This window comes from Enterobacter sp. DTU_2021_1002640_1_SI_PRY_ASU_LCPMC_013 (assembly GCF_032389435.1).
Lineage (GTDB): Bacteria > Pseudomonadota > Gammaproteobacteria > Enterobacterales > Enterobacteriaceae > Enterobacter > Enterobacter hormaechei_C.
In genome coordinates, this window is record NZ_CP135594.1 from 2,734,827 (window position 1) to 2,760,356 (window position 25,530).

Sequence of the window (25,530 nt, forward strand, 5' to 3'; positions counted from 1 at the left end):
TGTTTTAAAAAACAAAGATGCGCTCACAATTTCGCGCGGTGGCCCGGCTCGTTGCACAGTGAGAGGGCAGATCCTCCGGCTATTCCAGCCATTGCGTACCATCGCGTTGGTTACAATGGCGTATTTCCCGTCACGCAGAGTGAACCATGAAACGTGTAATCATAGCCGGAACGATCCTGTTGCTCGCCGGGTGCAGTATCAACCGTCAGGCAGAAGTCAGCAGTACGGATGCCCCAAACGGAATTGTGCGCCTCGACTATGGCCAGGCCATGCTGCAAAACGCCTGGTCTGATGAGTATGTTAATAACGGTACGGCAACCAAAGCCTGTCAACATATGGGCTACGCCACTGCGTCAGCCTACGGGCAGCCAATTAAAACCTGCACCCTGATCAGCGGTTCACTCTGTCTGAACGAAAGTGTGACCATTCAGTATAAATGTCAGGGATATGCTGTTACCTCTTCCAGCCAGAATCCGTGGTATTAACCGCTACTGCCAGTCACGCTGGCAGTTTATTTAATAAGAACTAAAACAATTCTCATTAATAAATATAAATGGCGGCAATGCGTTTTATTCCCATTCGTATTTTTAATAAAGAAATATTTATTTTACTTTTTGCAAATAATTAAATAACAAATTATAGTGTCGCTCATCGTGAACCAGAATTAATAAACCGGAGCTGCACCATGTTAAAAACTGAAATGATCGACAAGCTCAATGCGCAAATGAATCTTGAGCTTTTTTCTTCCCTGCTTTATCAGCAGATGAGCGCCTGGTGCAGCTATCACAGCTTTGAAGGGGCGGCCGCCTTCCTGCGTCGTCATGCCCAGGAAGAGATGACGCACATGCAGCGTCTGTTTGATTACCTGACGGACACCGGCAGCCTGCCGCGCATTGATAACGTGGCATCGCCTTTTGCCGAATACGGCTCTCTTGATGAACTGTTCCGCGCCACCTATGAGCATGAACAGCTGATCACCCAGAAAATTAATGAACTGGCTCATGCCGCCATGACCAGCCAGGATTATCCAACCTTTAATTTCCTTCAGTGGTATGTGGCTGAACAGCACGAAGAGGAGAAGCTGTTTAAATCCGTGCTGGATAAATTATCTCTGGCAGGTAAATCCGGGGAAGGTCTGTACTTCATTGATAAAGAGCTGTCGACGCTCGATACCCAGAATTAACAGAAAAGCGGTGCTGAGTTTTCAGCACCGCATTATTTAATGGCGGCAGATTTTACTTTCGTGAGTGGAAAATCCGTCTGCTGCCGGAATGAATTTTCCGCGCGCCGCCAGAAACGCCACCAGCTCCGCGGCCGTCATCTCTGAAGCTGAACAGGTATGGAAACGCGCCGCTTCGCCAAAGCGGGCATGTATCGCCTCAACCAGACTCTCCTCCGTATAGCGCTCACCTGACTCAATCATCATATTCAGCACGTCGTGTCCGTGAATTGACATGGTTACCTCTCGCAAATAAAAAGCAGACTAAACGCTCCCTCCACGGCACGCTTTGCGCTGGCTCAGGTTACCCTTTTCTTTTTGTAAATTAATCATTACACCCTATGTAACGGTGATTTGACGAGATAGTGCTTTTCCCTTACTCTGCGCCGCAGAATGAGTCGCGGTATGGAAGCGTTGTAGAGGAAAGCGTGAAGAACAGAACTCTGGGAAGTATTTTTATCGTCGCCGGAACGACAATTGGCGCAGGAATGTTGGCCATGCCGTTGGCTGCCGCCGGCGTCGGGTTTGGGGTTACCGTAGTGCTGCTGGGCGGTCTGTGGGCCCTGATGTGTTACACCGCGCTATTATTGCTGGAGGTTTATCAGCATGTCCCTGCCGATACTGGCTTAGGCTCCCTGGCCGCACGCTATCTTGGACTCTACGGGCAGTGGATCACCGGTTTCAGCATGATGTTCCTGATGTACGCCCTGACTGCCGCTTACATCAGCGGCGCCGGGGAGCTGATTGCGTCAAGTATCAATGACGGCTTCGGTGCGTCGCTTTCACCGGAAACAGGCGCCATTGTCTTTACGCTGATTGGTGGCGGCGTAGTTTGCGCGGGCACATCGCTGGTCGATCTGTTTAACCGTTTTTTGTTCAGCGCCAAAATTCTCTTCCTGATTGTGATGCTGGTGCTGCTGGCACCGCATGTGCACAAGGTTAACCTGCTCTCCCTCCCGCTGGAGAAAGGTCTGGCGCTTTCGGCCATCCCGGTTATTTTCACCTCCTTCGGTTTTCACGGCAGCGTGCCGAGCATCGTGAGCTATATGAACGGTGATATTCGCAAGCTGCGCCGCGTCTTTGTTATCGGCAGCGCCATTCCGTTGATTGCTTACCTGTTCTGGCAGCTGGTGACGCTGGGCAGTATTGATTCCAATACCTTTATCGGCCTGATGGCAGAGCATTCTGGTCTGAATGGATTCCTGGTTGCCCTGCGTAACGTGGTGGCCTCTTCACACGTGGAGCTGGCGGTACATCTGTTTGCAGACCTGGCGCTGGCAACCTCCTTCCTCGGCGTGGCGCTTGGCCTGTTTGACTATATGGCGGATCTGTTCCAGCGTCGCAATACCGTTGCGGGACGCTTACAGACGGGGGCGATGACCTTCCTGCCGCCGCTGGCCTTCGCGCTCTTTTACCCGCGCGGGTTTGTGATGGCGCTGGGGTATGCTGGCGTGGCATTATCGATTCTGGCCCTGCTGCTGCCTTCCCTGCTGGCGTGGAAGAGCCGCATGCAGCATCCGCAGCAGGGGTATCGCGTGGCGGGTGGTAAGCCGCTGCTGTGCGTGGTGTTTGGTTGTGGGGTGGTGATTATTCTGGTGCAGATTTTGATTGCAGCGGGGATGCTGCCGGAAGTGGGGTAACTTATTTATACAGGTCCTGAGGGACTGTTCCGTTCACCTTAAGATCAACAGAATATAATTTTTTCACAGCATGTGAACGGGATAAGGGGGCCGCCGCGGCCCCCTTATCCATCCCCGCGGCCCCGCGGAAAATCGGTGCTTCGCACTGCGCTCACCTCCCGACCATCTGCCTGCGGTCGGCTCAACTCGACATCCTGTCTCGATTCGCCTCTGGCCGCCATCCATGGCGTCCAGCCCTTGTCATCTGGTCTCCGGTTCGCCGATTTTAGCGGGGACTCAACACCCGTGCCCCATTCAGGCCACAAAAATTAATGATTTAATGCAGGCAGCAGCTCTTAAACTTCTTCCCACTCCCGCACGGGCACGGATCGTTACGCCCCACCTTCGACCCGTTCACGATCGGCTTTTTCGCTTCCGGCTGCTGCGGGTTAGCCACCCAGTAGTTATACAAACGCAGCGCCGCAGGCTGAATGCTCTCGATGCTGGCCATGTACTCCTCTTCGGTCAGCGCATCCAGCTTCTCGCTGTTCTCTTCCGTCCCGTGCAGGGCAATCACCGCCAGGTCCGCTTCCAGCGCTTCCGGCAGGGATGACCAGTCCGTCAGCGCCACGCCGCGCATGTAGCCATAGCACCACTCTTCCACCACGGTATAGCTCTGACCGTCAACGTCGTTATAGCCAAACAGCGGTTCAAACTGATCCGGGTATTCGCTCAAACGCTCGGCAATATCGTTCATGTGCTTAAAGCAGAGATCGATAAAACGGTTCATCTCACGATCGTTTTTCCAGCGCGGAATATATTTCTCACCACCCCAGACCGCCACCAGCCAGGTGTCGGGCTCCACCACAACGGGACCGGAAAGTACTGCGGTAAGCATGCCGTCCAGTTCGGACACGTCAATCACGGATGCATCGTCGTGACCGTAAGAGATTAATGTCTCTTCCAGCCACGCCATCTCGCTTTCATTTAATGGGCCTTCAGCCATTGCTGATACTCCTGATAAAAAAAACGATCCTGACATATATCGCCGCGCGTGCCTATCTGAAGTTTAGGTCTTTATTGCTGCAAAAACGTGCAAATCGTGACCGTTGCACAACTTATGGGCTTTGTTGTTAAGGAGATGTGATCTCCGCTGTAAATTCATCTCATCCCGCAAAGGCGCATAAAACGGCGCTCTATACTCAACGTGTTGTGACCCGGTCAAGGGATTAACCATTCTGGCAACCTTTTTGCTTAATGTTCTGCGCGCTTCGCGGTGCGTGGGATCCTCGCCGTATTAAGCATGAGATTGCTTCTAAAGTGCATTTTGTTCTCGCTCTTGTTTTTGGATTTACGATGCCATCAGGCGTTCGGGTTTATACCTGGTGCAAAAACCTCTTTGCTAAGGAACATAATAATGTCGCTGAAATTTACCAAAACTCCCCTCTCCCTGGTGCTGGCCGGTTGTCTGGTGACGGCCTTTTCCGCGCAGGCCGATATCGTCATCGGCGTGGCCGGGCCGTTCACAGGCCCGAACGCAACCTATGGCGATCAATACTGGCATGGCGCTACGCAGGCGGCGGAAGACATTAACGCCGCTGGCGGGATCAACGGTGAGAAAATCAAACTGGTTCAGGGCGACGACGCCTGCGAGCCCAAACAGGCCGTCGCCGTTGCCAACCGCTTAGTCGATCAGGATAAGGTGAAAGCGGTCGTCGGCCACTTCTGCTCCTCGTCGACCATGCCCGCCTCCGAGGTCTATAGCGATGCCGGGATCCTCTCCATCACCCCCGGCTCAACGAACCCGCTTATTACCGAACGTGGCATGAGCGATATATTTCGCATGTGCGGACGTGACGACCAGCAGGGCCAGGTCGCCAGCGATTTCATTCTTGATAAGCTGAAAGCCAAACGGGTGGTCATCATCCACGATAAAGACACCTACGGTCAGGGGCTGGCGGACGCCACTAAGGCGGCGCTGGCGAAACGCGGCGTGAAGGAGGTGATGTACGAAGGGTTATCCCGCGGGGAGAAAGACTTCAACGCGCTGGTGACCAAAATCGGCGCACAAAAACCGGACGTGGTGTTCTTCGGAGGCTGTCACCCGGAAGCAGGCCCGCTGGTTCGCCAGATGCGTGAACAGGGCGTGCAGGCGAAGTTCTTCTCGGGAGACTGTATCGTCAATGAAGAGATGGTCACCGCCGCCGGTGGGGCGCAGTACACCAACGGTATTTACATGACCTTCGGTAAAGATCCGCGCCTGATCCCGGAAGGAAAAGCCGTCATCGAGAAATTCCGCACCGGTAAATTTGAACCTGAAGGATACACCCTCTACGCCTACGCGTCTGTGCAGGCTATCGCGGCGGCATTCAAGGCCACGAAAGGGACGGATTCCGCAAAAGCCAGCGAGTGGCTGAAGGCCAACCCTGTCGACACGGTGATGGGTAAAAAAGCCTGGGACAGCAAAGGTGACCTCAAAGTCTCTGACTACGTGGTCTACCAGTGGGATGACAAAGGCAAATATAAAGAAGTGCCATAACGGGACGGAATCTGCTCAGCGCCGGCAGGTCTGACTGTCGGCGTAACCCTTTATTCAGGTGCGCGACCATGAGTACATTCTTCCTGCAACAATTAATTAATGGCTTAACGCTGGGTTCGGTCTACGGTCTTATCGCCATCGGCTACACCATGGTGTACGGCATCATCGGTATGATCAATTTCGCCCACGGCGAAGTGTATATGATCTCCGCCTATCTCTCGGCCATTGGCCTGGCCCTGCTGGCGTTTTTTGGACTCCACTCCTTTCCGCTGCTGATCCTGGGGACGCTGGTTTTCACCATCGTGGTCACCGGCGTTTATGGCTGGACGATTGAGCGCATCGCCTATAAGCCGCTACGCAACTCGACGCGTCTGGCACCGCTGATTTCGGCCATCGGGATGTCGTTGATACTGCAAAACTACGTCCAGCTCAGCCAGGGCCCGCGCCAGCAGGGCGTGCCCACCATGCTGGATGGCGTGCTGCGTTTTCACCTCGGCGAAGGGTTTGTCCAGATAACCTATACCAAAGTCTTTATTCTCATCGCCTCGTTCGCGGGCATGCTGGTGCTGACCTGGATTATCAACCGTACCCGCTTAGGACGCATGTGCCGTGCGGTGCAGCAGGATCGTAAGATGGCCTCCATTCTGGGTATCAACACCGACAGAATTATTTCGCTGGTGTTTGTTATCGGCGCAGCCATGGCCGGGCTGGCGGGCGTGCTGATCACCATGAATTACGGCACCTTTGATTTTTACGTCGGGTTTGTTATCGGCATCAAGGCCTTTACGGCGGCGGTGCTGGGCGGCATCGGCTCTCTGCCCGGTGCGATGCTTGGCGGGCTGATTCTGGGCGTCGCAGAAGCGCAATTCTCCGGGATGGTGAACTCGGATTATAAAGACGTGTTCTCGTTTGGATTGCTGGTCTTAATTCTGATCTTCCGTCCTCAGGGGCTGCTGGGCCGCCCTGTCGTGGCTAAAGTGTAAGGAATAACGCGATGACCTCTGACGGTTTTTCCCTGAAGCGCTGCATTCTGGACTCGATTTTTTCCGGAATGATCGCCCTGATTATTTTCGGCCCGATTGCGGGCGTGATACTGGATGGTTACAGCTTTACCTTTGACGGCCAGCGGCTGGCGTGGATTGTAGGCACGGTGATGGTGGGACGCTTTTTACTGAGCGCCTTTTCAGCTACGGCGGCCGGAAGACGTTTACAGGCACGGTTTGAATCCGACAATGCGGGGGTGTATGTCCGGCCGCCGGCGTATAAAAGCCGCATGCGCTGGATCATTCCGCTGATTGTCACGCTGGCGATCTGCTTCCCGTTTGTGGCCACTAAATACGTTCTGACGGTTGCCATTCTCGGACTGATCTACGTCCTGCTCGGTCTTGGGCTGAACATTGTTGTTGGCCTGGCAGGGCTGCTGGATCTGGGTTATGTCGCCTTCTATGCCATTGGCGCTTACGGGCTGGCGCTCGGGTATCAGTATCTTGGACTTGGGTTCTGGAGCATGCTGCCGCTGGCGGCGCTGATGGCCGCGGGCGCGGGCGCTCTGCTCGGCTTTCCGGTGCTGCGCATGCACGGGGATTATCTCGCCATCGTCACGCTCGGGTTTGGCGAGATCATCCGCCTGGTGCTGAACAACTGGCTCACCTTCACCGGCGGGCCTAACGGCGTTTCAGCCCCTGCCCCGACCTTTTTTGGCCTGGAGTTTGGCCGACGCGCCAAAGAAGGCGGCGTCCCCTTCCACGAGTTCTTCGGCCTGACCTATAACCCCAACTTGAAGTTTATCTTCATCTATGCGGTGCTGTTCCTGGTAGTCATGCTGGTGCTGTACATTAAACACCGGCTGACCCGAATGCCCATTGGACGGGCGTGGGAAGCGCTCCGTGAGGATGAGATTGCCTGCCGTTCAATGGGGCTAAATCACGTTCTGGTCAAACTCTCGGCCTTCACCCTGGGCGCATCGACGGCAGGTATCGCCGGGGTGTTTTTTGCCACCTACCAGGGGTTTGTTAACCCGACCTCTTTCACCTTTTTTGAATCGGCCCTGATCCTCGCCATTGTGGTCCTGGGCGGGATGGGCTCCACCGTCGGCGTCGTACTGGCCGCCTTTGTGCTGACCGTCACGCCGGAACTGCTGCGCAGCTTTGCGGAATATCGTGTGCTGCTGTTTGGCATGCTGATGGTGGTGATGATGATCTGGCGTCCTCGCGGTCTGATCCGCATCAACCGCAGCGGATTTGCCGTGCGTAAAGGAGTAGCGCCATGAACGCAACGATTTTGCGTGTAGAACATCTGATGATGCACTTCGGCGGGATCAAGGCCTTAAACGACGTCAATCTTGAGGTGCAGCGCGGCTCCATTACCGCACTCATTGGGCCTAACGGCGCGGGAAAAACGACCGTCTTTAACTGCCTGACCGGTTTCTACCGGGCCTCCGGCGGCAACATTCTGTTCAATGCACGAAATAAAACCACCAATGTCATTCAGGTGCTCGGTCAGAAATTCCAGCCGGGCGACTGGCTCAACCCGGCGCAGCTTGGTCAACGCCTGTTCTATAAAATGTTTGGCGGCACACATCTGGTGAACCGCGCGGGTCTTGCGCGCACGTTTCAGAACATCCGCCTGTTCCGCGAAATGTCCGTTGTGGAAAACCTGCTGGTGGCACAGCACATGCGCGTCAACCGCAATCTGCTGGCGGGGGTGCTGAACACCCCTGCGTATCGTCGGGCAGAAAACGATGCGCTGGACCGGGCGTTTTACTGGCTGGAGGTGGTGGATCTGGTGGATTGCGCGAACCGTCTGGCCGGGGAAATGTCCTATGGTCAGCAACGACGCCTCGAAATCGCCCGCGCCATGTGTACCGGCCCGGAGATGATTTGTCTCGATGAACCTGCTGCCGGCCTGAACCCGGTGGAGACGCACAAGCTGAGTGAGATCATCCGGTTCCTGCGCGACCACCATGACATCACGGTTTTGCTGATCGAGCATGATATGGGGATGGTGATGGGCATTTCAGATGACATCATTGTGCTCGATCACGGCGATGTGATTGCCAGAGGTAAACCGGCTGAGATCCAGCACAATGAAAAAGTGATTGCCGCGTATCTGGGCACCGACGAAAGCGAGGTAAACCTGTGAGCGAACCGATGCTTCAGTTTCAGGATGTGGATGTTTTCTACGGGGTGATCCAGGCCTTGAAGCAGGTTTCGCTTGAGGTTAACAAAGGGGAAACCGTGGCCCTGATTGGCGCTAACGGCGCGGGGAAGTCAACATTACTGATGTCTGTGTTTGGTCAGCCCCGGATCCGCAACGGGCAGATCCTCTTCTGCGGCGAGGATATCAGCCACAAATCTACCCACTATGTTGCCACCGGCGGCATCGCGCAGGCACCTGAGGGGCGACGCATTTTCCCGGATATGTCTGTAGAAGAGAACCTGCTGATGGGGACAATCCCCGTCGGCAATCAGCATGCAGCGGAAGATATGCAAAGCATGTTCGACCTCTTCCCCCGCCTCAAGGAGAGACGTAACCAGCGGGCGATGACGCTCTCCGGCGGTGAACAGCAGATGCTGGCTATCGCCCGCGCGCTGATGAGCCGTCCCAAACTTCTGCTGCTGGATGAACCCAGCCTCGGCCTCGCGCCAATTGTGGTTAAACAGATTTTCCAGACGCTGCGCGAACTGGCCCGTAACGGAATGACGATTTTTCTGGTCGAGCAGAATGCGCACCACGCGCTGAAGTTGTCCGACCGCGGCTATGTGATGGTTAACGGGCAGATTCGGTTAAGCGGCAGCGGCGAGGCGTTGCTGAAGGATCCGGAGGTGAGGAAGGCGTATCTGGGTGGAGTGTGAAATGAAAAGGCTATAGTGAGAAAAACTCACAGTAATCCGACATGTGGCTGGTATCCGATTCGCCCACAGTTCTTCAGCTTGGTCTTTAAGCATATCTCCACTATGCTCGCTGGCTGCACGGGCATGAACAACCACCAGTCAACCACGCCACACTGTTGCACAGAGCGTGGTATGGCATTTGATAACTTCAGAGTCCATCAACTTTTAGTTGATTATTGAGCGACCGTTGAAGTAAACCGTTTAATATACTGCGTACCATTATCCTTTACCTGTTTAGAGTAGTTTCATGAAGAAAATAGCATTTATCATCCCATTGCTGTTAACTGCTTGCAGCGCTAATCAGCTTGATTCAAGGGCGCAATCTGTGCGTGTTACTAACGGCGATCCAAAAGGTGATTGCACTTTCCTCGGGACAGTTACAGGTGAGCAAGGTAATTTTCTCACCGGTGGCTGGACTTCAAATGCCAATCTGGAAACTGGCGCTTTAAATTCACTACGCAATAATACGGCAAAGTTAGGTGGAAACGCAGTTTCCCTTATAACTAACCGGGCTGGTAACAGCGGTTACTACGATGGTAACGGTGGCGGTTCACAAGAAACTAACGTTGTTATCACCGGTAGCGCGTGGCGCTGCAATTAAATCTATATGCCGCAGTGTACCGACGTATCAGTATGGTGTCTTGCGGCCCTTATTTCCTTGTAATTGTTAAGAATTATTGATTTAATTCACTCTGCAAACTGTTACAAGGTGAAATTAATGAATAAAATAACTAATGAAGGGGCTAAAGTCTACACGCCATTTACGCTGAATCTTTATGACTGGTGGGTTCTCAGCATTTCCAATAATTATGCATGGCGTTGCCCGACAAAGAAGTACCTGCTTCCTCACTTTTTACAACATTTAAGTTTGAACCATCTTGATATCGGAGTCGGGACCGGATATTACCTCAGAAGTATCCCCGCTAACTGCAACATTTCTCTTATGGATCTAAATTCTGCCAGCCTGAGTGCTGCATCAGCAAAGGTTGGGGAAGCGAGAATCCAGAGTAAAATTATACACGATGTTTTTGAATGTTATCCTGAATCACTCCGTGATAAATTTGATTCTATATCCATGTTTTATCTTCTTCATTGCCTTCCGGGAAGTATGTCAGACAAAGGCACCGTCATTGAAAACGCCAAAATGGCTTTGACTAAAGATGGCGTTCTTTACGGTGCAACCATCCTGGGTGATGGAGTAATACATAATGGTTTTGGAAAGAAGCTAATGACTGTTTACAACCGAAAAGGTATCTTTTCAAATACCCATGACTCTGAGGATGAATTGAGAAAAATACTTTCAAGGCATTTTGTTAATGTTGAAGTCATCGTTAAAGGAGTTGTAGCTCTTTACACTGCTTACAGCAAGAGATAACCAAAACTCGCCATTCCATATTATGGGATGGCGTTTTCTTCATGCTATCTGGCCGGAAACTTTTTATACAGAGTGCACACCGCAACGTCGTAAATAATTGCCACCTGCTTACTGTCCACTCCGTTTGCGACCAACCTGCCTGAGCCCATTGCTCTGGAGTAAATTTCGGACATCTGCCACCTATTCACCTTTATCACGGGCTGCCGCCAGTCCTGCCCGGGTGCGTTCAACGTTCCACTCCCTTTCTATCTCGGCCAGGACTGACATTATGTAAAAATGAAACGCCCCACTGAGCTGGAAGTGTCGATGCTGTCCATTACATAGTTAGTGGAGGCTTGTTTTGCACAAGCTTAAACTCGTGAAGAGTATCCGGTATACCTGACCGACGAAGCTGAACGTAACATCGCATACGATCCGGAACCGATTTGTGTGTACAACGCTGCCCCCGAAACAAAAGTATTATAACGCGACGAGCAGCTGCATCTCGATCTGGTGTTGCGAGGCTACGCATTTGGATGGTGGTACTATTACGAGGAGTAGTTGCAACATCCGCCCTGGCACGGAGCAGACCAACCAGCTGGTTGACAGGTCCGCTGTGTGCGAATTGCAGACTTAGTGAGATAACAAGTCCTGCTTTTTAAAGTCAAAATCATGGCTCGAGCCCACCGTGAGCTCTCCTTCCTGTGATTCCAGAGCCAGCAACCCCCTCCTCTCCCTGAGAAGTTTTTTTTGTATCCTACACTAAAAGCCCTCAAACAATCTCATAACCCTCATTGACCTTCAAGTTGACTTTAAACCTATACTACAGTTACGGTTGAATCAAGGCCGGTAACAGGATCGGTACTTATCAGTTAGTTCTGCCCTTTACGAAGAGTTGAGCAGGATAAGCACTGCCTAATGACAGTTTATCTGAGTGGAGAAGTGACATGGGTTATGTAACAACTCGCGATGGCGTTGAAATCTTCTACAAGGACTGGGGTCCAAAGGATGGTCAAGTTATTTTTTTCCATCACGGCTGGCCTCTGAGTAGCGATGACTGGGACGCCCAGATGTTATTCTTCGTAAATAAAGGCTTCCGCGTTGTGGCACATGACAGACGTGGGCATGGTCGTTCGGAACAGGTATGGGATGGCCACGACATGGATCATTATGCAGATGATGTTGCAGCCGTTGTGGAACATCTCAATGTACAGGGCGCAATGCATGTTGGCCATTCAACCGGCGGTGGCGAAGTTGTACGTTATATTGCCAGACATGGTGAAGATAAAGTTTCAAAAGCCGTGTTAATCAGTGCCGTACCGCCATTGATGGTGAAAACCGACAATAATCCACAGGGAACGCCCAAATCAGTATTTGATGACCTGCAAGCGCAACTGGCTGCTAATCGCGCCCAGTTCTTTTACGACGTTCCTGCTGGACCTTTTTATGGATTTAACCGCTCCGGTTCGGCTCCTTCCGAAGCTGTTATTTATAACTGGTGGCGACAGGGTATGATGGGGAGCGCCAAAGCGCATTACGATGGGATCGTTGCTTTTTCGCAAACCGACTTTACTGAAGACCTGAAAGGAATATCCATCCCTGTACTGGTGATTCATGGCGATGACGATCAGGTTGTCCCTTATGATGATTCCGGTAAGTTGTCGGCTGAACTGGTCAAAAATGGGAAACTCAATACTTATAAAGGAGCTCCCCACGGCATACCCACTACACACGCTGATCAGGTTAACGCAGATCTTCTTGCATTTATAAACAGTTAACCTGGCTGATAAAATATCTAAATTCTTTACTCCGTTACCGGTATTTTGTACCGGTGACGGAGTCATCATGGTTGTGTACAAGGGAGCCGTGTCTTACAAATCAGGCTTTGTTAATTAACTCTTCATACTGAAACAGATCTGGCACAATGTCTGCCAGATTACTTAATAGAATGAAGAACCGGCGCATCAACCTGCATCAGCCTCATAACCCGCAACATATTTTCCTGGCATGAAATACCCTCCGGCCTGTTTTCGATGCCACTGATTAAATTCAGTATCATGGTCTGATTTTCCCTCAGTTGCTGCTGTAGGAGTCGGATCTCCTCAACCCTGGATTCAAGAGAAGCAACTAATCCTTCATGGTTCCAGCTTCCTTTACCCTGAGGTAATACCTGACGGATTTGCTCAAGCGTGAACCCAAATCTTTGTGCCCGGTCAATAAGCATGAGTATCAATGCGGTCTCAGGCGGATAATGGCGATAGCCATTATCCTGTCGGGGAGGAGCACTGATCAGGCCTTCCGCCTCGTAATAACGTATGCGGGAAGGTGTTAGACCCGTCGCTTTTGCCAGATCTCCTATCTTCATTTCATCTCCGGTGAATGTCTTGACATTAAAGTTAACTTTAATCTTATACTTTTAAAAAAGTCAATGTCCCGGTACATCAGCCAAAAATTGTATGAAGAGGAAATAAATGCAAACGATTCTGGGAGCAAGCGGACAGATTGCCCGGGAACTTGCCCGCGAGTTAACACATTCCTTCAGTGCTGACCTAAGGCTTGTCAGCCGCAATCCGCATAAGGTCAATGACACTGATACCCTTATGTCAGCTGATTTGCTTGATGGCAGTCAGACCCTGAATGCGGTAAAAGGTAGCCGCATTGTGTATTTTGCAGCAGGCCTACCACCGGATTCCTCCCTCTGGGAGAAGCAATTTCCGGTGATGCTTCAGAATGCACTGAATGCCACCCGGCAAGTAGGGGCTCATTTTGTCTATTTTGACAATACGTATATGTACCCTCAGGACAGCAGACGACAGACGGAAGACATGCCGTTTCAGCCATCTGGGAGAAAAGGGCGTGTCCGGGCAATGATGGCGAACATGGTGCTAGAGGAGATGCTGCGGGGTGAGATTCCTGTACTCATTGGTCGTGCCCCTGAATTTTATGGGCCCGGGAAAACCCAAAGTTTTACAAATGCTCTGGTTTTAGACAGGCTTAAAGCAGGAAAAAAACCACTCGTCCCATTGCGTGATGACACATTACGAACGCTCATCTGGACCCCCGATGCCAGCAGGGCTTTAGCGCTGCTGGGTAATACTCCAGATGCTTATGGCCAGACCTGGCATCTGCCCTGCTGCGAAGAACCAATTACATATGCGCAATTTGTTTCTCAGGCATGCAGTGTTTTTGGAAAAGAGACCTCATGGTCTGTTCTCAATAAAATCCCCTTATACATCGCAGGTATATTTTCTAAAGGGCCGCGAGAATTGCGAGAGCTCCTTCCGCGCTACGAAGCAGATAATCTTTTTGATTCTTCAAAATTTAAGTCACGTTTCCCGGACTTTCGTATAACAACTTATCGGCAGGGCCTGGAAAATTTATACACTGAATGGAAAGCAACATCTGCGTTAAATAAAGATGACTAACCACTCTGGCTGGTTGTTAACAACAATCTCTGACAAACACCAGAAGGTTCTAGCATGATTCGGTCTATATTACATGTTGTTACCAATGTATCTCATTATGACGACCCGGTGCATAAAACCGGGCTTTGGCTGTCAGAGCTCACTCATGCGTACGATATTTTTGCAGCTCACGGCTTCAGACAAATAATCGTGAGTCCAGCAGGTGGCCAGTCCCCCTTAGAACCACGATCCCTCAAGTGGCCATTTTTAGATAATTCTGCTCGGAACTGGCTTAGTGATCCTTCCAGAATGGAACTCCTTGAGAATACTCTCAGTCCTGAGCAAATCGACTCCTCTGAATATGACGCAATTTATTTCACTGGTGGTCATGCTGTTATGTGGGATTTTCCAGAAAATGTTAGGCTTCAGCAAATTACGCGGGATATTCATGAACAGAGAGGCATTGTGTCCTCTGTTTGCCATGGTTATTGCGGTCTGTTGAATACCCGCTTATCTGATGGTGAGCTTCTCGTTAAGTCCCGTAGAATCACTGGCTTTTCATGGACAGAGGAAATTCTAGCGGGTGTCTCCCGTGAGATGCCATACAACGCGCAGCAGGAGATGAAGCAAAGGGGAGCCAGATATGAGAAGGCTTTGCTACCATTTACCCCCAACGTTGTCGTTGACGGGCGACTGATCACAGGACAGAACCCATTTTCAGCGAAGCTGACAGCCATGCGCGTGGTGTCACTTCTCGATTATTGACGCCAGAATTAGACTGAGATTCACGATTGCGAATCCCCCGTTTTTATAAAAAGCCTCAAATTGATTCGGAGCAATTTTGAATGATGTCTGTAGCTGGTAGTTACTGATGTTAAGTTCTGAACTCAACCTCTTGAACGTTAACAGGATAGATGAGATGAAATTGATTGAGATAACAAAACCAGGCGGCCCTGAAGTGCTTAAAGTAAGCCAGGGCAAAATACCGGAATGTGGTGAGAACGAGGTTCTCATTTCAGTAAAAGCCGCAGGGGTAAATCGTCCTGATATTATGCAGAGGGAAGGGAAATATCCTATGCCGGAGGGTGTTACCCCTGTCCCTGGACTAGAAGTTGCTGGGATCGTACATGCAATTGGGAAAAACGTTACTCACTTTTCAGTCGGGGATCGTGTTTGTGCGCTCACCAATGGTGGCGGATATGCTGAATTTTGTGCCGTTCCGGTCAGTCAGGTGTTGCCTGCGCCAAATAACTTAAGCCTTACGGAAGCCGCTGCACTTCCTGAAACATACTTTACTGTATGGGCCAATCTTTTTGCTCTGGGGAAAGTGAAACCTGGAGATGTTGTACTAATCCATGGTGCCGCAAGCGGTATTGGGACAACCGCCCTCGCCTTATGCTCTGCCATGAATATTAAATTATTCGGTACCGTAGGAAGTGATGAGCAAGTTCTCGCTCTGAAAAAGTACGGGGAGATGATTAACTTCAGGACACAGAATTTTGAAGAAGAGATTCTGGGCAGAACTGACGGGAAAGGGGTTGATGTTATTCTTGACATTGTCGGTGCCTCATATTTCAACAAAAATCTGCATATTCTGAAAAAAGATGGACGACTCGTGCTGATTGGTTTTATGGGGGGAAGGGTTGTTAAGGAGTTTGATATTCAGGAGCTCATCCTTAAAAGAGCCCTGGTAACAGGCTCAACGATGAGGAGTCGGAATAACGCGGAAAAAGGAGAAATAGCCCAACAGCTGATACAAAATGTATGGCCTTTAATCGAATCAGGAAAGTGTAAACCTGTCATACACCGGGTTGTTAAATTTGAAGATGTCCGGACAGCACATGAATTACTTGAGGCCGGAAACCACATAGGTAAAGTCATTCTTACCCTTGAATAAATGGACATCCCCGCATTTAGTGCGATGAGTTTAGCGGGCGTGAGTATATCCATTCAAGCCCGGGAGGATTATACAATCCTCAGCGGTCCCGTCCCGGGAAGTTGCATTATAAGATTGGAACCCATTAACATTGCAGGTGTATAGGCACCTCCTGCAACCTGATTCACCATCAGGAACTCAACCACGGTTAGTCGGGGGGCAGTAATGCCCTCTGTTTGTGGCGAAGCCGAATGGCGAAAGAATGGCGAATGGCGAAAATTAGGCAATAAAAAACCACCTTTCGGTGGTTTACACGACACTGCTTATTGCTTTGATTATTCTGCATTTTCCCATGGTAGCCGGAGTGGGACTTGAACCCACACAGCGCGAACGCCGAGGGATTTTAAATCCCTTGTGTCTACCGATTCCACCATCCGGCCAGGGAAGAAAGTGGAGGCGCGTTCCGGAGTCGAACCGGACTAGACGGATTTGCAATCCGCTACATAACCGCTTTGCTAACGCGCCTTAAATCTGTTGTCTTTCGACCTGCACCCGCAAACTGCCGATGCATTAATCTGGAGCGGGAAACGAGACTCGAACTCGCGACCCCGACCTTGGCAAGGTCGTGCTCTACCAACTGAGCTATTCCCGCATGTCATCAAGTAACTATTTAACTACTTCCTAACCACTTGATTTCATTGTCGTCCGGCTAACTGTGCCGCCGTTCGATGCGTTGCATTCTACTGATATGACGTTTTGAGTCAACGTTATTTTTTGCATCTCAGGATCGTTTGCTGAAAATTAAGCCGAAACGATCACTGTTCAAGCAAATCACCGCGCGCAGCGTTCAAATATTGCAGCATTGACCACAGCGTCAGCACCGCCGCAACCCACAGCAGACCAATGCCGGCCCACTCTACCCAGGCATTCGGACGCCACAGCATCCATACCAGCGCCGCCATCTGTGCGGTGGTTTTAACTTTACCGATCCAGGACACCGCCACGCTGCTGCGTTTACCCAGCTCCGCCATCCACTCGCGCAGGGCAGAGATAATAATCTCACGGCCAATCATGGTCGCGGCAGGCAGCGTCACCCACCAGGTATGATAATGTTCCGCCACCAGCACCATCGCGATTGCCACCATCACCTTATCCGCAACCGGATCGAGGAACGCGCCAAAGCGGGTACTCTGGTTCCAGCGACGCGCCAGATAACCGTCAAACCAGTCCGTCACGGCAGCGATCAGGAAAATAAGCGCACAGGCAAAAGGCGCCCAGACGACCGGCAGGTAAAATGCCAGGACGAAGAACGGAATGAGCACAACGCGAAAGAGAGTGAGCAACGTAGGGATATTAAATCGCATGATGACGGTAACTGTCTGTTGTCAGTAAAATTTAGCTCTATGTTGCTACAGAGCCCTCAATGTTTCAACGAGTAGTAGATCTTTTCTGCCAGCCCTTGCGAAATACCCGGCACTTTTGCAATTTCTTCCATACTGGCGTTGAGTAATCCTTGCAATCCGCCCATATACTTCAACAGCATCTGGCGACGTTTTGGCCCGACGCCTTCAATCGTCTCAAGGGTACTGGTATTTTTCACTTTCGCCCGTTTTTTACGGTGCCCACTGATGGCGTGATCGTGCGACTCATCGCGGATATGCTGGATCACGTGCAGCGCAGGGGAATCCGGCGGCAGGCTAAAGCCCTCGCCTTCCGGCTCAAAGAACAGCGTTTCCAGGCCAGCCTTACGATCTGCCCCTTTCGCTACCCCTAGCAGCAGCGGATGGTTCTTATCCCACTCCACGTCGAGCGATTCAAATACCGCCTTCGCCTGCCCCAACTGCCCTTTCCCGCCGTCGATAAGGATAACGTCCGGGATTTTGCTCTCTTCAATCGCTTTACCATAGCGACGGCGCAGCACCTGGTTCATGGCGGCATAATCGTCACCGGGCGTAATGCCGGTGATGTTATAGCGACGATACTCTGCCCGCAGCGGACCGTTGGCATCAAAGACCACACACGACGCCACGGTCTGCTCACCCATCGTATGGCTGATGTCGAAGCATTCCATGCGTTTCACTTCCGGCAGCTTAAGCAGCGTAGCAAGCGCGGTTAAACGCTGGCTGACGGTCGACTGCTGGGACAGTTTGGTGGTCAGCGCCGTGGCGGCATTGGTTCGCGCCAGCTTCAGATAACGCGCGCGATCGCCGCGCGGTTTCGTCTGAACATTCACCCGGCGGCCTGCCAGCTCTGAAAGCGACTCCGCCAGCAGGGTTTTATCATCGAGCGTGAAGTCGAGCAGGATCTCCGAGGGCAGCGTACGCATCTGGCTGCCCTGCAAATAAAACTGGCCGACGAAGGTCTCCACCACTTCACCCAGCTCAGTGCCGCCCGGCACTTTCGGGAAGTAGCTGCGGCTGCCGAGCACTTTGCCCTGACGAATAAAAAGCACATGAACGCAGGCCAGACCGGCGTCAAAGGCTACGCCGATAACATCGAGGTCGTCGCCCGTATTGGAAACAAACTGCTTCTCGGTCACCCTGCGCACCGCCTGAATCTGGTCGCGGATGCGTGCGGCCTCCTCAAATTCCAGCGCCGCGCTGGCTTTTTCCATACGGGCAATCAGTTGCGTCAGCACCTGATCGTCTTTCCCGGCTAAAAACAGGCGGACATATTCCACCTGCTGCGCGTACTCTTCTTCGCTCACCAGCCCTTCAACGCACGGCCCCAGGCAGCGGCCAATCTGATATTGCAGGCATGGCCGGGAGCGGTTGCGATAAACGCTATTTTCGCACTGGCGAACAGGAAAGATTTTTTGCAAAAGCGCCAGCGTTTCCCGCACGGCATAACCGTTCGGGAACGGGCCGAAATATTCACCTTTTGCATGCTTAGCGCCACGATGCATCGCCAGCCGCGGGTGCGTGTCGCCGCTCAGGAAGATAAACGGATAGGACTTGTCATCGCGCAGCAGAACGTTGTAGCGCGGCTGATACAACTTAATGTAGTTGTGCTCAAGGAGCAGCGCTTCCGTTTCCGTATGCGTTACGGTGACATCAATGTTATGTATAAGTGCGACCAGCGCTTCGGTTTTACGGGAGGCAAGGTTGCTGCGGAAATAGCTGGAAAGGCGTTTCTTCAGATCTTTCGCCTTACCGACATAGATAACCGTACCGCCAGCATCGTACATACGGTAGACGCCTGGCTGGCTGGTGACGGTTTTCAGAAATGCTTTTGAATCGAACGCTTCACTCACTGACTTATTAACGACTCCGCATTGCACAAACCATGGCGAATGGCCAGGTGAGTCAGTTCGACATCACCGTGAATGTTCAGTTTACTGAACATTCGATAGCGATAGCTGTTGACCGTTTTCGGGCTGAGATTCAGCTGCTCTGAGATCTCATTCACCTTCTGACCTTTAGTGATCATCAGCATAATCTGCAATTCGCGCTCAGACAAACTGGCAAACGGAGATTCCGTTTTTTCCGGTTCAATCTGACTCAGAGCCATCTGTTGAGCAATATCAGAAGCGATGTAGCGCTGCCCGGCGTGTACGGTGCGGATCGCATTGACAACTTCCTGCGGCGCGGCGCCTTTACTGAGATACCCGGCAGCACCCGCCTGCATAACCCTGGCAGGCAGCGGATTTTCGGTATGGACGGTCAGCATGATGACTTTGGTATCAACGAACATGCGCGCGATTTTGCGCGTGGCTTCAAGCCCGCCAATACCGGGCATGTTCATATCCATCAGCACCACGTCTGCGGAGTTAGCGCGACACCATTTGACGGCATCTTCGCCACAGCACGCCTCGCCGGCAACTTTAATACCCTTTATATCTTCAAGAATGCGTCGTATCCCTGCGCGCACCAGTTCGTGGTCATCAACAAGAAGGACGTTGATCAAAGGAAATGTCTCCAGAATAGGGATAACGCTACTGACTGCTAATTGGGTTTATATTAACGGTTTTCCATGCAAGATTAAAACGCTAAAAAATCGGCTATTCGATTCTGGTCTCGTTTTTGGAAATTAAGCTGTACAGTAAGTGGAAAGAAAACCCTTGCCCGCCGGGCTTTTACCGCTATTTTTTAGCATCGACATTCGAAAAGTTACTAAAACAGTTGTTAACTCAAACGAAAAAGAGCGCGCGATTTTTTGTAACAACAATTAACGAATGGCGAACCGGGGATAAACATTTAATTGTCGCTAACATATTGGACAGAGTACCTTCATAATCCGCGCCGCCCAATAATCACTGCGCGATAAGTATAAAAAACAACCACTGCATTTTTTGCCGTAGCTTGTGGTATACTCCGCCGCCTTAACTTTCATCGTCGCGCTCATGCGCTGTTTTATAATGAGGAAAATAAATGAGCACACCTGAATTTGCCACTGCCGAGAATAACCAGGAACTGGCACAGGAAGTAAACTGCCTGAAGTCGCTGCTGACGCTTATGCTACAGGCGATGGGCCAGGCTGATGCTGGTCGTGTGATCATTAAAATGGAAAAACAGATCGCGCAGATGGAAGACCAGGCGGAATCCGCTGTTTTTGCCAATACGGTTAAGCAAATTAAACAAGCCTACCGCCAGTAACAAAAACGGCTGGATGCAAAGCATTCAGCCGTCTTCTCGTCTGACACGCAGAACGTGATATCAGTCAGATAAGCCCCGTCGCCGCGGCATAACACGCTATCTGGATCTTATTCGGTGCGTTGAATTTCTTCTGCATATTCTTTTGATGGAAATTGACGGTATTTTCCGAGATGGAGAGAATGATGGCGATTTCTGCCGACGTCTTCCCTTCTGCGGTCCACTTCAGAATTTCCCGCTCACGCTTGCTGAATTTCATTTCAGGCGGCATCACCGTCTCATGTTCAAAGCGCAACAGTGTGGTGAGCGCCATCTGGACGAGCATTTGTAAACGCAGCTCAATTTCTTCACTGGATATCGAGTGTGCCTGTAAGCTGGTACATGACACGGAAAGGAAACCGAGCGCATGATTTGGCATCATCAGACACTGCGTTATTCCCTTGCGTAAACCGTGGTCCCGCGCGCCGTCCCATAATTGCTGGGCATCCGTGAATAATTCATCCGTCCAGGGCAAATGTCCCTGAATGAAATTCTCCGGCTTCAGCACCGGGTCAATGGCGAAATAATTCTCGGACTGATATTGCGCCATCCATTGTTGCGGATAACTGGAATGGACGGATGTTCGCGGGCGGGTAAATGGCACAGGGTGTCGAACACAAAGCGCATAATAATCGAATTCAAGCGCCTGCGTTTGTCGCTGAAGTTCCTGATATACCTCTTCGGCACAGGTCATTTCCTGAAACCGGAGGAAGCATTCCCGTCGCCAGGTGAAAAAGTCTATATCCCTCATACTTACTGAATGAAGCCTCTGATAAAGATAATCATTATTATGGTGAATATAACCTAACACATAAAGCATGATTATTTATATAAAATATCGGCCACAGGTAGATTATCTTTAATTTAGCGATGGCTTATCCACATCAGGCGGAATAAAAAAGCAACAGAACGGAGTTTAAGGGAGGATAATTTGCTCCAGAAGCGGCATCTGGAGCAAATTGAACGCTAAAATGCTACTGCATTAAGAATTTTTCAAGGAACTGACGGGTACGGGGCTGCTGCGGATTGGCAAACAGCGCTTTAGCCGGCCCCTGCTCAACTATTCTCCCCTGATCCATGAAAATAGCCCGATCGGCAACGTCTCGAGCGAAGCTCATTTCATGCGTCACAATCACCATCGTGCGTTTCTCCTGCGCCAGCTGTCGGATCGTGTTCAGTACTTCCCCGACCAGCTCAGGATCGAGCGCGGACGTAGGTTCGTCAAACAGGATCACATCCGGGCGCATCGCCAGCGCGCGCGCAATGGCGACACGCTGCTGCTGCCCGCCAGATAAGCGACGCGGATAGCTCGTCTCCTTCCCTGCCAGCCCAACCTTCGCCAGCAGCTCGCGGGCGCGGACCGTCGCGTCTTCCTTAGGTTCACCCTTGACGATGACCGGCCCTTCAATAATGTTTTCCAGCACCGTGCGGTGCGGAAAGAGATTAAAGCTCTGGAACACGAAGCCGACATGCTGGCGCAGGCGGCGAATCAGCCCTTTTTGCTGGCTGATGGGTTTCCCGGTATCAATGGTGATATCACCCACGCGGATCGTCCCGCCTTCGGGCTGCTCCAGTAAATTGATGCTGCGCAGCAGCGTGGTTTTGCCTGACCCGCTCGGGCCGATAATTGCTACCACTTCGCCCTGCTCAACCTCAAGGTCAATGCCATGCAGCACCGTTTGCCCGTGGAATTTTTTCACCAGGTTTTTGACGTCAATTGCACTCATTTTGGATCACGCTCCTGGCGGTTAAGCTGGTTTTCAAAATAGTTTTGCAGAGCGGACAGCACCGTCGCCATCACCCAGTAAATCAGCGAGGCCGCCAGATACATGGTAAACACTTCCAGCGTGCGCGAGGTGATCAGCTGCGCCTGACGGAACAGCTCCGGCACCTGAATGGTCGCCGCAAGCGAGGTGTCTTTCACCAGGCTGATAAAGCTGTTGCTCAGCGGCGGCAGCGCCACGCGCGCCGCCTGGGGCAGGATCGCCCGGCGCAGCGTCTGCCACGGGGTCATCCCGATACTGGCAGCCGCTTCCCACTGTCCTTTATCGATGGACGAGATCGCCGCACGCAGCGTTTCAGAGGTGTACGCCGCCGTATTCAGCGACAGGCCAATCATCGCCGCCGGGATCGGATCCAGCTCGATACCGAACTGTGGCAGCCCGTAGTAAATCATAAACAGCTGGGCGATAAGCGGCGTTCCGCGGAACACGGAGATGTAAAACCGCGCCAGCCACCGCACCGGCCAGATGTTCGACATGCGCATCAGTGCCAGCACAAACCCGAGCACCAGCCCGAAGAACATCCCGCCGATACTGAGCTGTAAAGTAAACACCGCGCCCTTAAGCAAGAACGGCAGCGAATCAATAACCAGTTGAATACTTTCTTGCATTATTATTTTTCTACCTGATTTTTAGACATGAGGATGATAGGCAAACAGCGCAGGCGCCCCGCCAGTATGAACAAACAAAATGGGTCCTTCATCCTTAAAGCGCTTGCGGGCGATGCCGTCGATCAGGCCCGCCATTGCCTTGCCGGTATAGACCGGGTCGAGCAGAATACCTTCGAGACGGGCCAGCAGCTTAACCGCCTCCATCCCTTCATCATTGGGGGTGCCATAGCCCGGCGCGAAATAGTCATCCCACAGCAGTATTTCCGCCTTCGCCTGAAGCGCAAGCTGTTCAGCCACCGCCTGTTGCAGGGTGACGACTTTCGGCTTCTGGTCCGCAACGCTTCTGGAAACCGTCACGCCAATCAGCTCGACCTCCGGCATCAGTTGCTCAAGCCCGACCGCTAAACCAGCATGGGTCCCCGCACTGCCGGACGCCACCACCACCGAGGATAAACTCACCGCGCCTTCGCACTGCTGAGCGATTTCCAGCGCGCTCTCAACATAGCCGAGGGCACCCAGCGCATTCGAGCCGCCAACCGGGATCACGTACGGACGAAAACCCTGCGCTTCCAGACGCGTCGCCAGCTCGTCGAGCTGTGCAGCCGGGTCGGTCAACGCGTCGACCATTTCAACCTGCACGTTGAACAGATCCAGCAGCAAACGGTTACCGTTAGTCAGGTAATTCTCTGCCTGCGTCCCGATCGGGTTCTCCAGCAGGGCTACGCAGTGGAGTCCCAGCTTCGCCGCCACTGCCGCCGTCTGGCGAACGTGGTTAGACTGAATTGCCCCGGCGGTGATCAACGTGTCAGCCCCCTCACGCAGGGCATCGGCGGCGAGAAACTCCAGCTTGTGCAGCTTATTTCCGCCCATCGCCATGGGCGTCACATCGTCACGCTTAATGAATATATCGCGCCCCAGATAGTCAGAAAATCGCGGCAGATACTCCAGCGGCGTGGGTGCGCCGATAAATTCCAGACGGGGAAAGCGCGTTAAATTCTGTAGTGACATGGTTCCTCCGGTCACGCAAACAATTGTTATTTCATTATGCACGCAGACGCGCGAGAAATAAAAAAGGCGCTTTTAAAAGCGCCTTTTTTGTCAGTCAGAGACTTATTTCGTCACGTCTGCGCCGAACCATTTCTCAGAAAGCGCCTTCAGGCTGCCGTCTTTCTGCATCTCAGCAATGGCGCCGTCGATGGCTTTCAGCAGATCCTCGTTACCTTTACGCACCGCCACGCCGGACTCCTGACGGGAGAACGCATCACCCGCGACAGCCAGGGTATTGTTGGTTTTCTTCACCAGATCCAGCGCTGCCAGGCGGTCAACCAGAATGGCGTCAATACGGCCTACGCGTAGATCCTGGTATTTCGTCGGGTCATCATCGTAGGTACGGATGTCCACGCCCTGCACGTTCTGGCGCAGCCACTCTTCGTAGTTGGTGCCCAGACCGACGCCGACTTTCTTACCTTTCAGGTCCGCTGCGGACTTGATGCTGCCTTCGTTACCTTTCTTCACCAGCGCCTGAATACCGGACACGGTGTACGGCGTGGAGAAGTCATACTTCTTCTTACGCTCGTCAGAAATGGTTACCTGGTTAATCACCACGTCAATACGTTTGGAATCCAGTGACGCCAACATCCCGTCCCATTTGGTGGGTTTCAGGGAGGCTTTAACGCCGAGGTGTTTCGCCAGCTCCTGCGCAAACTCCACTTCAAAACCGGTCAGTTTGCCGTCGTCGCCCTGGAAGCTGAACGGAGGATAGGTTCCTTCCAGCCCAACCAGCAGCGTGCCGCGCTCTTTAACTTTGTTGAGCAGATTCTCTGCCGCGAACGTTTTCACGCTCATCCCCGCGACCAGCGCAACGGCCATCATCCCCATCAGCGCCTGACGACCCAGAAGTGCTAATTTCATAAGTACCCCGATACAGTGGAATTTTTGAGTAGTGTAGAGAAATCGCCTGCAACGTCAAAGGCGGCTGCGCTACATCTTATTCTTTTTTAATATATATCAGAAGTTGTTCCGGCGCGGACTTTCTGCTTTATGACGCCCGGCATCTGGACTTTATATTGCGCGTACTTTCGCAGCGCGATGCGGTAATTATTGGTACTGGTGGCGGGCAACCAGGGTTCCAGATTTTCATCCAGGTATCCGGTCGTCAGCAGATCGCGGGAGATATTTTGCATGGTCAAATGCTGACCCAGGCGGCGCAGGCGAACCACGTATTCACGCACGGTGCCGTGACTCATCTCCGTTTGTTCAAACAGGAATTGCTTGAAGCCGATAATATCGAAGAAGTCGCTTTGCTCTTTGCAATGGAGATCGCCACAGAAACGGCAAAGCGCTACCCACTCTTTTTGCTCTTCAAGCCAGGCGGCTTCATCCATCAGCGTGTCGAGGCGGGAAATCGCAATCTTATTCACGATTTCACCGCGACGAACCAGCGTGATGCGGTCGAGTAATTTTTTACAGTGGGCGCAATGCGTCTGGCTGTGTTTAAAGTCTTTCAGGTAGCGGCTTAAAGGCCGTCTTTTAGATTGCTGCACCGTCATGATAACTCCTGGTTGTCAATACGTTGTGCGGCATTTCCAAGGCGAATAACTCAC

General features: G+C 51.9%; 27 protein-coding genes, 3 tRNA genes and 2 pseudogenes. 16 read left to right on the forward strand and 16 right to left on the reverse strand.

The window, feature by feature from the left end:
• Positions 1 to 146: 146 nt before the first annotated feature.
• Together yecR and ftnA are read left to right on the forward strand one after the other, a co-directional pair.
• A complete protein-coding gene (yecR, locus tag RS584_RS13150; protein ID WP_015570249.1) occupies positions 147 to 485 on the forward strand; it encodes a YecR family lipoprotein in 339 nt (112 codons plus the stop codon).
• Between the two features lie 200 nt (positions 486 to 685).
• A complete protein-coding gene (gene ftnA, locus RS584_RS13155; protein WP_003859676.1) occupies positions 686 to 1,183 on the forward strand; it encodes a non-heme ferritin in 498 nt (165 codons plus the stop codon).
• A gap of 36 nt (positions 1,184 to 1,219) precedes the next feature.
• On the opposite strand, the gene RS584_RS13160 is transcribed toward ftnA, so the two are convergent.
• Positions 1,220 to 1,456 carry a YecH family metal-binding protein gene (locus RS584_RS13160; protein ID WP_003859673.1) on the reverse strand — a complete coding sequence of 79 codons (237 nt, stop codon included), beginning with the start codon at positions 1,454 to 1,456 and terminating at the stop codon, positions 1,220 to 1,222.
• Between the two features lie 191 nt (positions 1,457 to 1,647).
• Between RS584_RS13160 and tyrP the strand changes: the two genes are divergently transcribed.
• Complete coding sequence (gene tyrP / locus RS584_RS13165) at positions 1,648 to 2,859, forward strand: tyrosine transporter TyrP (RefSeq protein ID WP_315748024.1); 1,212 nt, start codon at positions 1,648 to 1,650, stop codon at positions 2,857 to 2,859.
• Positions 2,860 to 3,175: 316 nt separating this feature from the next.
• Here tyrP and RS584_RS13170 read toward each other — a convergent pair whose 3' ends face one another.
• Positions 3,176 to 3,844 (reverse strand): YecA family protein, encoded by a 669-nt coding sequence (locus RS584_RS13170; protein ID WP_003859671.1) that lies wholly within the window; start codon positions 3,842 to 3,844, stop codon positions 3,176 to 3,178.
• Positions 3,845 to 4,255: 411 nt separating this feature from the next.
• On the opposite strand from RS584_RS13170, the gene RS584_RS13175 reads away from it, so the two are divergent.
• The 7 genes from RS584_RS13175 (at position 4,256) to RS584_RS13205 (ending at position 10,645) form a co-directional block, all read left to right on the forward strand.
• Positions 4,256 to 5,377 carry a branched-chain amino acid ABC transporter substrate-binding protein gene (locus RS584_RS13175; protein ID WP_213774302.1) on the forward strand — a complete coding sequence of 374 codons (1,122 nt, stop codon included), beginning with the start codon at positions 4,256 to 4,258 and terminating at the stop codon, positions 5,375 to 5,377.
• Positions 5,378 to 5,445: 68 nt separating this feature from the next.
• Positions 5,446 to 6,360 carry an ABC transporter permease subunit gene (locus tag RS584_RS13180; protein WP_003859667.1) on the forward strand — a complete coding sequence of 305 codons (915 nt, stop codon included), beginning with the start codon at positions 5,446 to 5,448 and terminating at the stop codon, positions 6,358 to 6,360.
• 11 nt (positions 6,361 to 6,371) lie between these two features.
• Positions 6,372 to 7,646, forward strand: coding sequence for a high-affinity branched-chain amino acid ABC transporter permease LivM (gene livM / locus RS584_RS13185; protein WP_015570245.1), 1,275 nt, complete (start codon positions 6,372 to 6,374; stop codon positions 7,644 to 7,646).
• Positions 7,643 to 8,518, forward strand: a complete 876-nt coding sequence (locus tag RS584_RS13190; RefSeq protein WP_003859662.1) for an ATP-binding cassette domain-containing protein — start codon at positions 7,643 to 7,645, stop codon at positions 8,516 to 8,518. Before livM ends, RS584_RS13190 begins: the two co-directional genes overlap by 4 nt.
• Positions 8,515 to 9,231: an ABC transporter ATP-binding protein gene (locus tag RS584_RS13195; protein WP_017384431.1), complete on the forward strand. Its 717-nt coding sequence runs from the start codon at positions 8,515 to 8,517 to the stop codon at positions 9,229 to 9,231. The genes RS584_RS13190 and RS584_RS13195 overlap by 4 nt, the downstream gene beginning before the upstream one ends.
• A 286-nt stretch (positions 9,232 to 9,517) precedes the next feature.
• Positions 9,518 to 9,871, forward strand: coding sequence for a DUF4156 domain-containing protein (locus tag RS584_RS13200; RefSeq protein ID WP_071993550.1), 354 nt, complete (start codon positions 9,518 to 9,520; stop codon positions 9,869 to 9,871).
• Positions 9,872 to 9,988: 117 nt separating this feature from the next.
• Positions 9,989 to 10,645, forward strand: coding sequence for a class I SAM-dependent methyltransferase (locus RS584_RS13205; RefSeq protein WP_032669608.1), 657 nt, complete (start codon positions 9,989 to 9,991; stop codon positions 10,643 to 10,645).
• A 44-nt stretch (positions 10,646 to 10,689) separates the two neighbouring features.
• Here the strand turns inward: RS584_RS13205 and RS584_RS13210 are convergent.
• Positions 10,690 to 10,959: pseudogene (locus tag RS584_RS13210) on the reverse strand (recombinase family protein); the annotation flags it as partial.
• Positions 10,960 to 11,023: 64 nt separating this feature from the next.
• Between RS584_RS13210 and RS584_RS23405 the strand changes: the two are divergent.
• Together RS584_RS23405 and RS584_RS13220 are read left to right on the forward strand one after the other, a co-directional pair.
• Positions 11,024 to 11,107: pseudogene (locus tag RS584_RS23405) on the forward strand (SOS response-associated peptidase); the annotation flags it as partial.
• Positions 11,108 to 11,571: 464 nt separating this feature from the next.
• Positions 11,572 to 12,402, forward strand: a complete 831-nt coding sequence (locus RS584_RS13220; RefSeq protein ID WP_315748025.1) for an alpha/beta fold hydrolase — start codon at positions 11,572 to 11,574, stop codon at positions 12,400 to 12,402.
• 158 nt (positions 12,403 to 12,560) lie between these two features.
• Here RS584_RS13220 and RS584_RS13225 read toward each other — a convergent pair whose 3' ends face one another.
• A complete protein-coding gene (locus tag RS584_RS13225) occupies positions 12,561 to 12,989 on the reverse strand; it encodes a MerR family transcriptional regulator (RefSeq protein WP_015570242.1) in 429 nt (142 codons plus the stop codon).
• A gap of 106 nt (positions 12,990 to 13,095) precedes the next feature.
• Between RS584_RS13225 and RS584_RS13230 the strand changes: the two genes are divergently transcribed.
• The 3 genes from RS584_RS13230 to RS584_RS13240 all read left to right on the forward strand — a co-directional run bounded on the left by RS584_RS13230 (position 13,096) and on the right by RS584_RS13240 (position 15,925).
• A complete protein-coding gene (locus tag RS584_RS13230; protein ID WP_163294257.1) occupies positions 13,096 to 14,049 on the forward strand; it encodes an NAD-dependent epimerase/dehydratase family protein in 954 nt (317 codons plus the stop codon).
• Between the two features lie 54 nt (positions 14,050 to 14,103).
• Complete coding sequence (locus RS584_RS13235) at positions 14,104 to 14,793, forward strand: type 1 glutamine amidotransferase domain-containing protein (protein WP_315748027.1); 690 nt, start codon at positions 14,104 to 14,106, stop codon at positions 14,791 to 14,793.
• A 154-nt stretch (positions 14,794 to 14,947) separates the two neighbouring features.
• Complete coding sequence (locus RS584_RS13240; protein ID WP_198421954.1) at positions 14,948 to 15,925, forward strand: NAD(P)H-quinone oxidoreductase; 978 nt, start codon at positions 14,948 to 14,950, stop codon at positions 15,923 to 15,925.
• A 332-nt stretch (positions 15,926 to 16,257) separates the two neighbouring features.
• Here RS584_RS13240 and RS584_RS13245 read toward each other — a convergent pair.
• From RS584_RS13245 to uvrY, 6 genes are all read right to left on the reverse strand, one after another.
• A tRNA-Leu gene (locus tag RS584_RS13245) sits at positions 16,258 to 16,344 on the reverse strand.
• Positions 16,345 to 16,355: 11 nt separating this feature from the next.
• Positions 16,356 to 16,429 (reverse strand) — tRNA-Cys (locus RS584_RS13250).
• 51 nt (positions 16,430 to 16,480) lie between these two features.
• Positions 16,481 to 16,556: transfer RNA gene (locus tag RS584_RS13255), tRNA-Gly, on the reverse strand.
• Positions 16,557 to 16,719: 163 nt separating this feature from the next.
• On the reverse strand, positions 16,720 to 17,268 hold the full coding sequence (pgsA, locus tag RS584_RS13260; RefSeq protein ID WP_003859652.1) for a CDP-diacylglycerol--glycerol-3-phosphate 3-phosphatidyltransferase: 549 nt from the start codon (positions 17,266 to 17,268) through the stop codon (positions 16,720 to 16,722).
• Between the two features lie 56 nt (positions 17,269 to 17,324).
• Positions 17,325 to 19,157, reverse strand: a complete 1,833-nt coding sequence (uvrC, locus tag RS584_RS13265) for an excinuclease ABC subunit UvrC (protein WP_017384477.1) — start codon at positions 19,155 to 19,157, stop codon at positions 17,325 to 17,327.
• A complete protein-coding gene (uvrY, locus tag RS584_RS13270; protein WP_017384478.1) occupies positions 19,154 to 19,810 on the reverse strand; it encodes a UvrY/SirA/GacA family response regulator transcription factor in 657 nt (218 codons plus the stop codon). Before uvrY ends, uvrC begins: the two co-directional genes overlap by 4 nt.
• A gap of 464 nt (positions 19,811 to 20,274) precedes the next feature.
• Between uvrY and RS584_RS13280 the strand changes: the two genes are divergently transcribed.
• The gene (locus tag RS584_RS13280) at positions 20,275 to 20,499 is read left to right on the forward strand and encodes a DUF2594 family protein (RefSeq protein ID WP_003859644.1); all 225 of its coding nucleotides are present in this window, start codon (positions 20,275 to 20,277) and stop codon (positions 20,497 to 20,499) included.
• Positions 20,500 to 20,563: 64 nt separating this feature from the next.
• Here RS584_RS13280 and sdiA read toward each other — a convergent pair whose 3' ends face one another.
• The 6 genes from sdiA to fliZ form a co-directional block, all read right to left on the reverse strand.
• Positions 20,564 to 21,286 carry a transcriptional regulator SdiA gene (gene sdiA / locus RS584_RS13285; protein ID WP_045333304.1) on the reverse strand — a complete coding sequence of 241 codons (723 nt, stop codon included), beginning with the start codon at positions 21,284 to 21,286 and terminating at the stop codon, positions 20,564 to 20,566.
• A gap of 223 nt (positions 21,287 to 21,509) precedes the next feature.
• A complete protein-coding gene (gene tcyN / locus RS584_RS13290; RefSeq protein ID WP_003859634.1) occupies positions 21,510 to 22,262 on the reverse strand; it encodes an L-cystine ABC transporter ATP-binding protein TcyN in 753 nt (250 codons plus the stop codon).
• The gene (gene tcyL / locus RS584_RS13295) at positions 22,259 to 22,927 is read right to left on the reverse strand and encodes a cystine ABC transporter permease (protein ID WP_003859632.1); all 669 of its coding nucleotides are present in this window, start codon (positions 22,925 to 22,927) and stop codon (positions 22,259 to 22,261) included. The genes tcyN and tcyL overlap by 4 nt, the downstream gene beginning before the upstream one ends.
• Positions 22,928 to 22,948: 21 nt before the next feature.
• Entirely contained in the window at positions 22,949 to 23,935 is a 987-nt protein-coding gene (gene dcyD, locus RS584_RS13300) for a D-cysteine desulfhydrase (RefSeq protein WP_315748028.1), read from the reverse strand.
• Between the two features lie 102 nt (positions 23,936 to 24,037).
• Positions 24,038 to 24,838, reverse strand: coding sequence for a cystine ABC transporter substrate-binding protein (gene tcyJ, locus RS584_RS13305; RefSeq protein ID WP_003859627.1), 801 nt, complete (start codon positions 24,836 to 24,838; stop codon positions 24,038 to 24,040).
• An 86-nt stretch (positions 24,839 to 24,924) separates the two neighbouring features.
• Complete coding sequence (gene fliZ, locus RS584_RS13310) at positions 24,925 to 25,476, reverse strand: flagella biosynthesis regulatory protein FliZ (RefSeq protein ID WP_015570235.1); 552 nt, start codon at positions 25,474 to 25,476, stop codon at positions 24,925 to 24,927.
• Positions 25,477 to 25,530 lie beyond the last annotated feature (54 nt).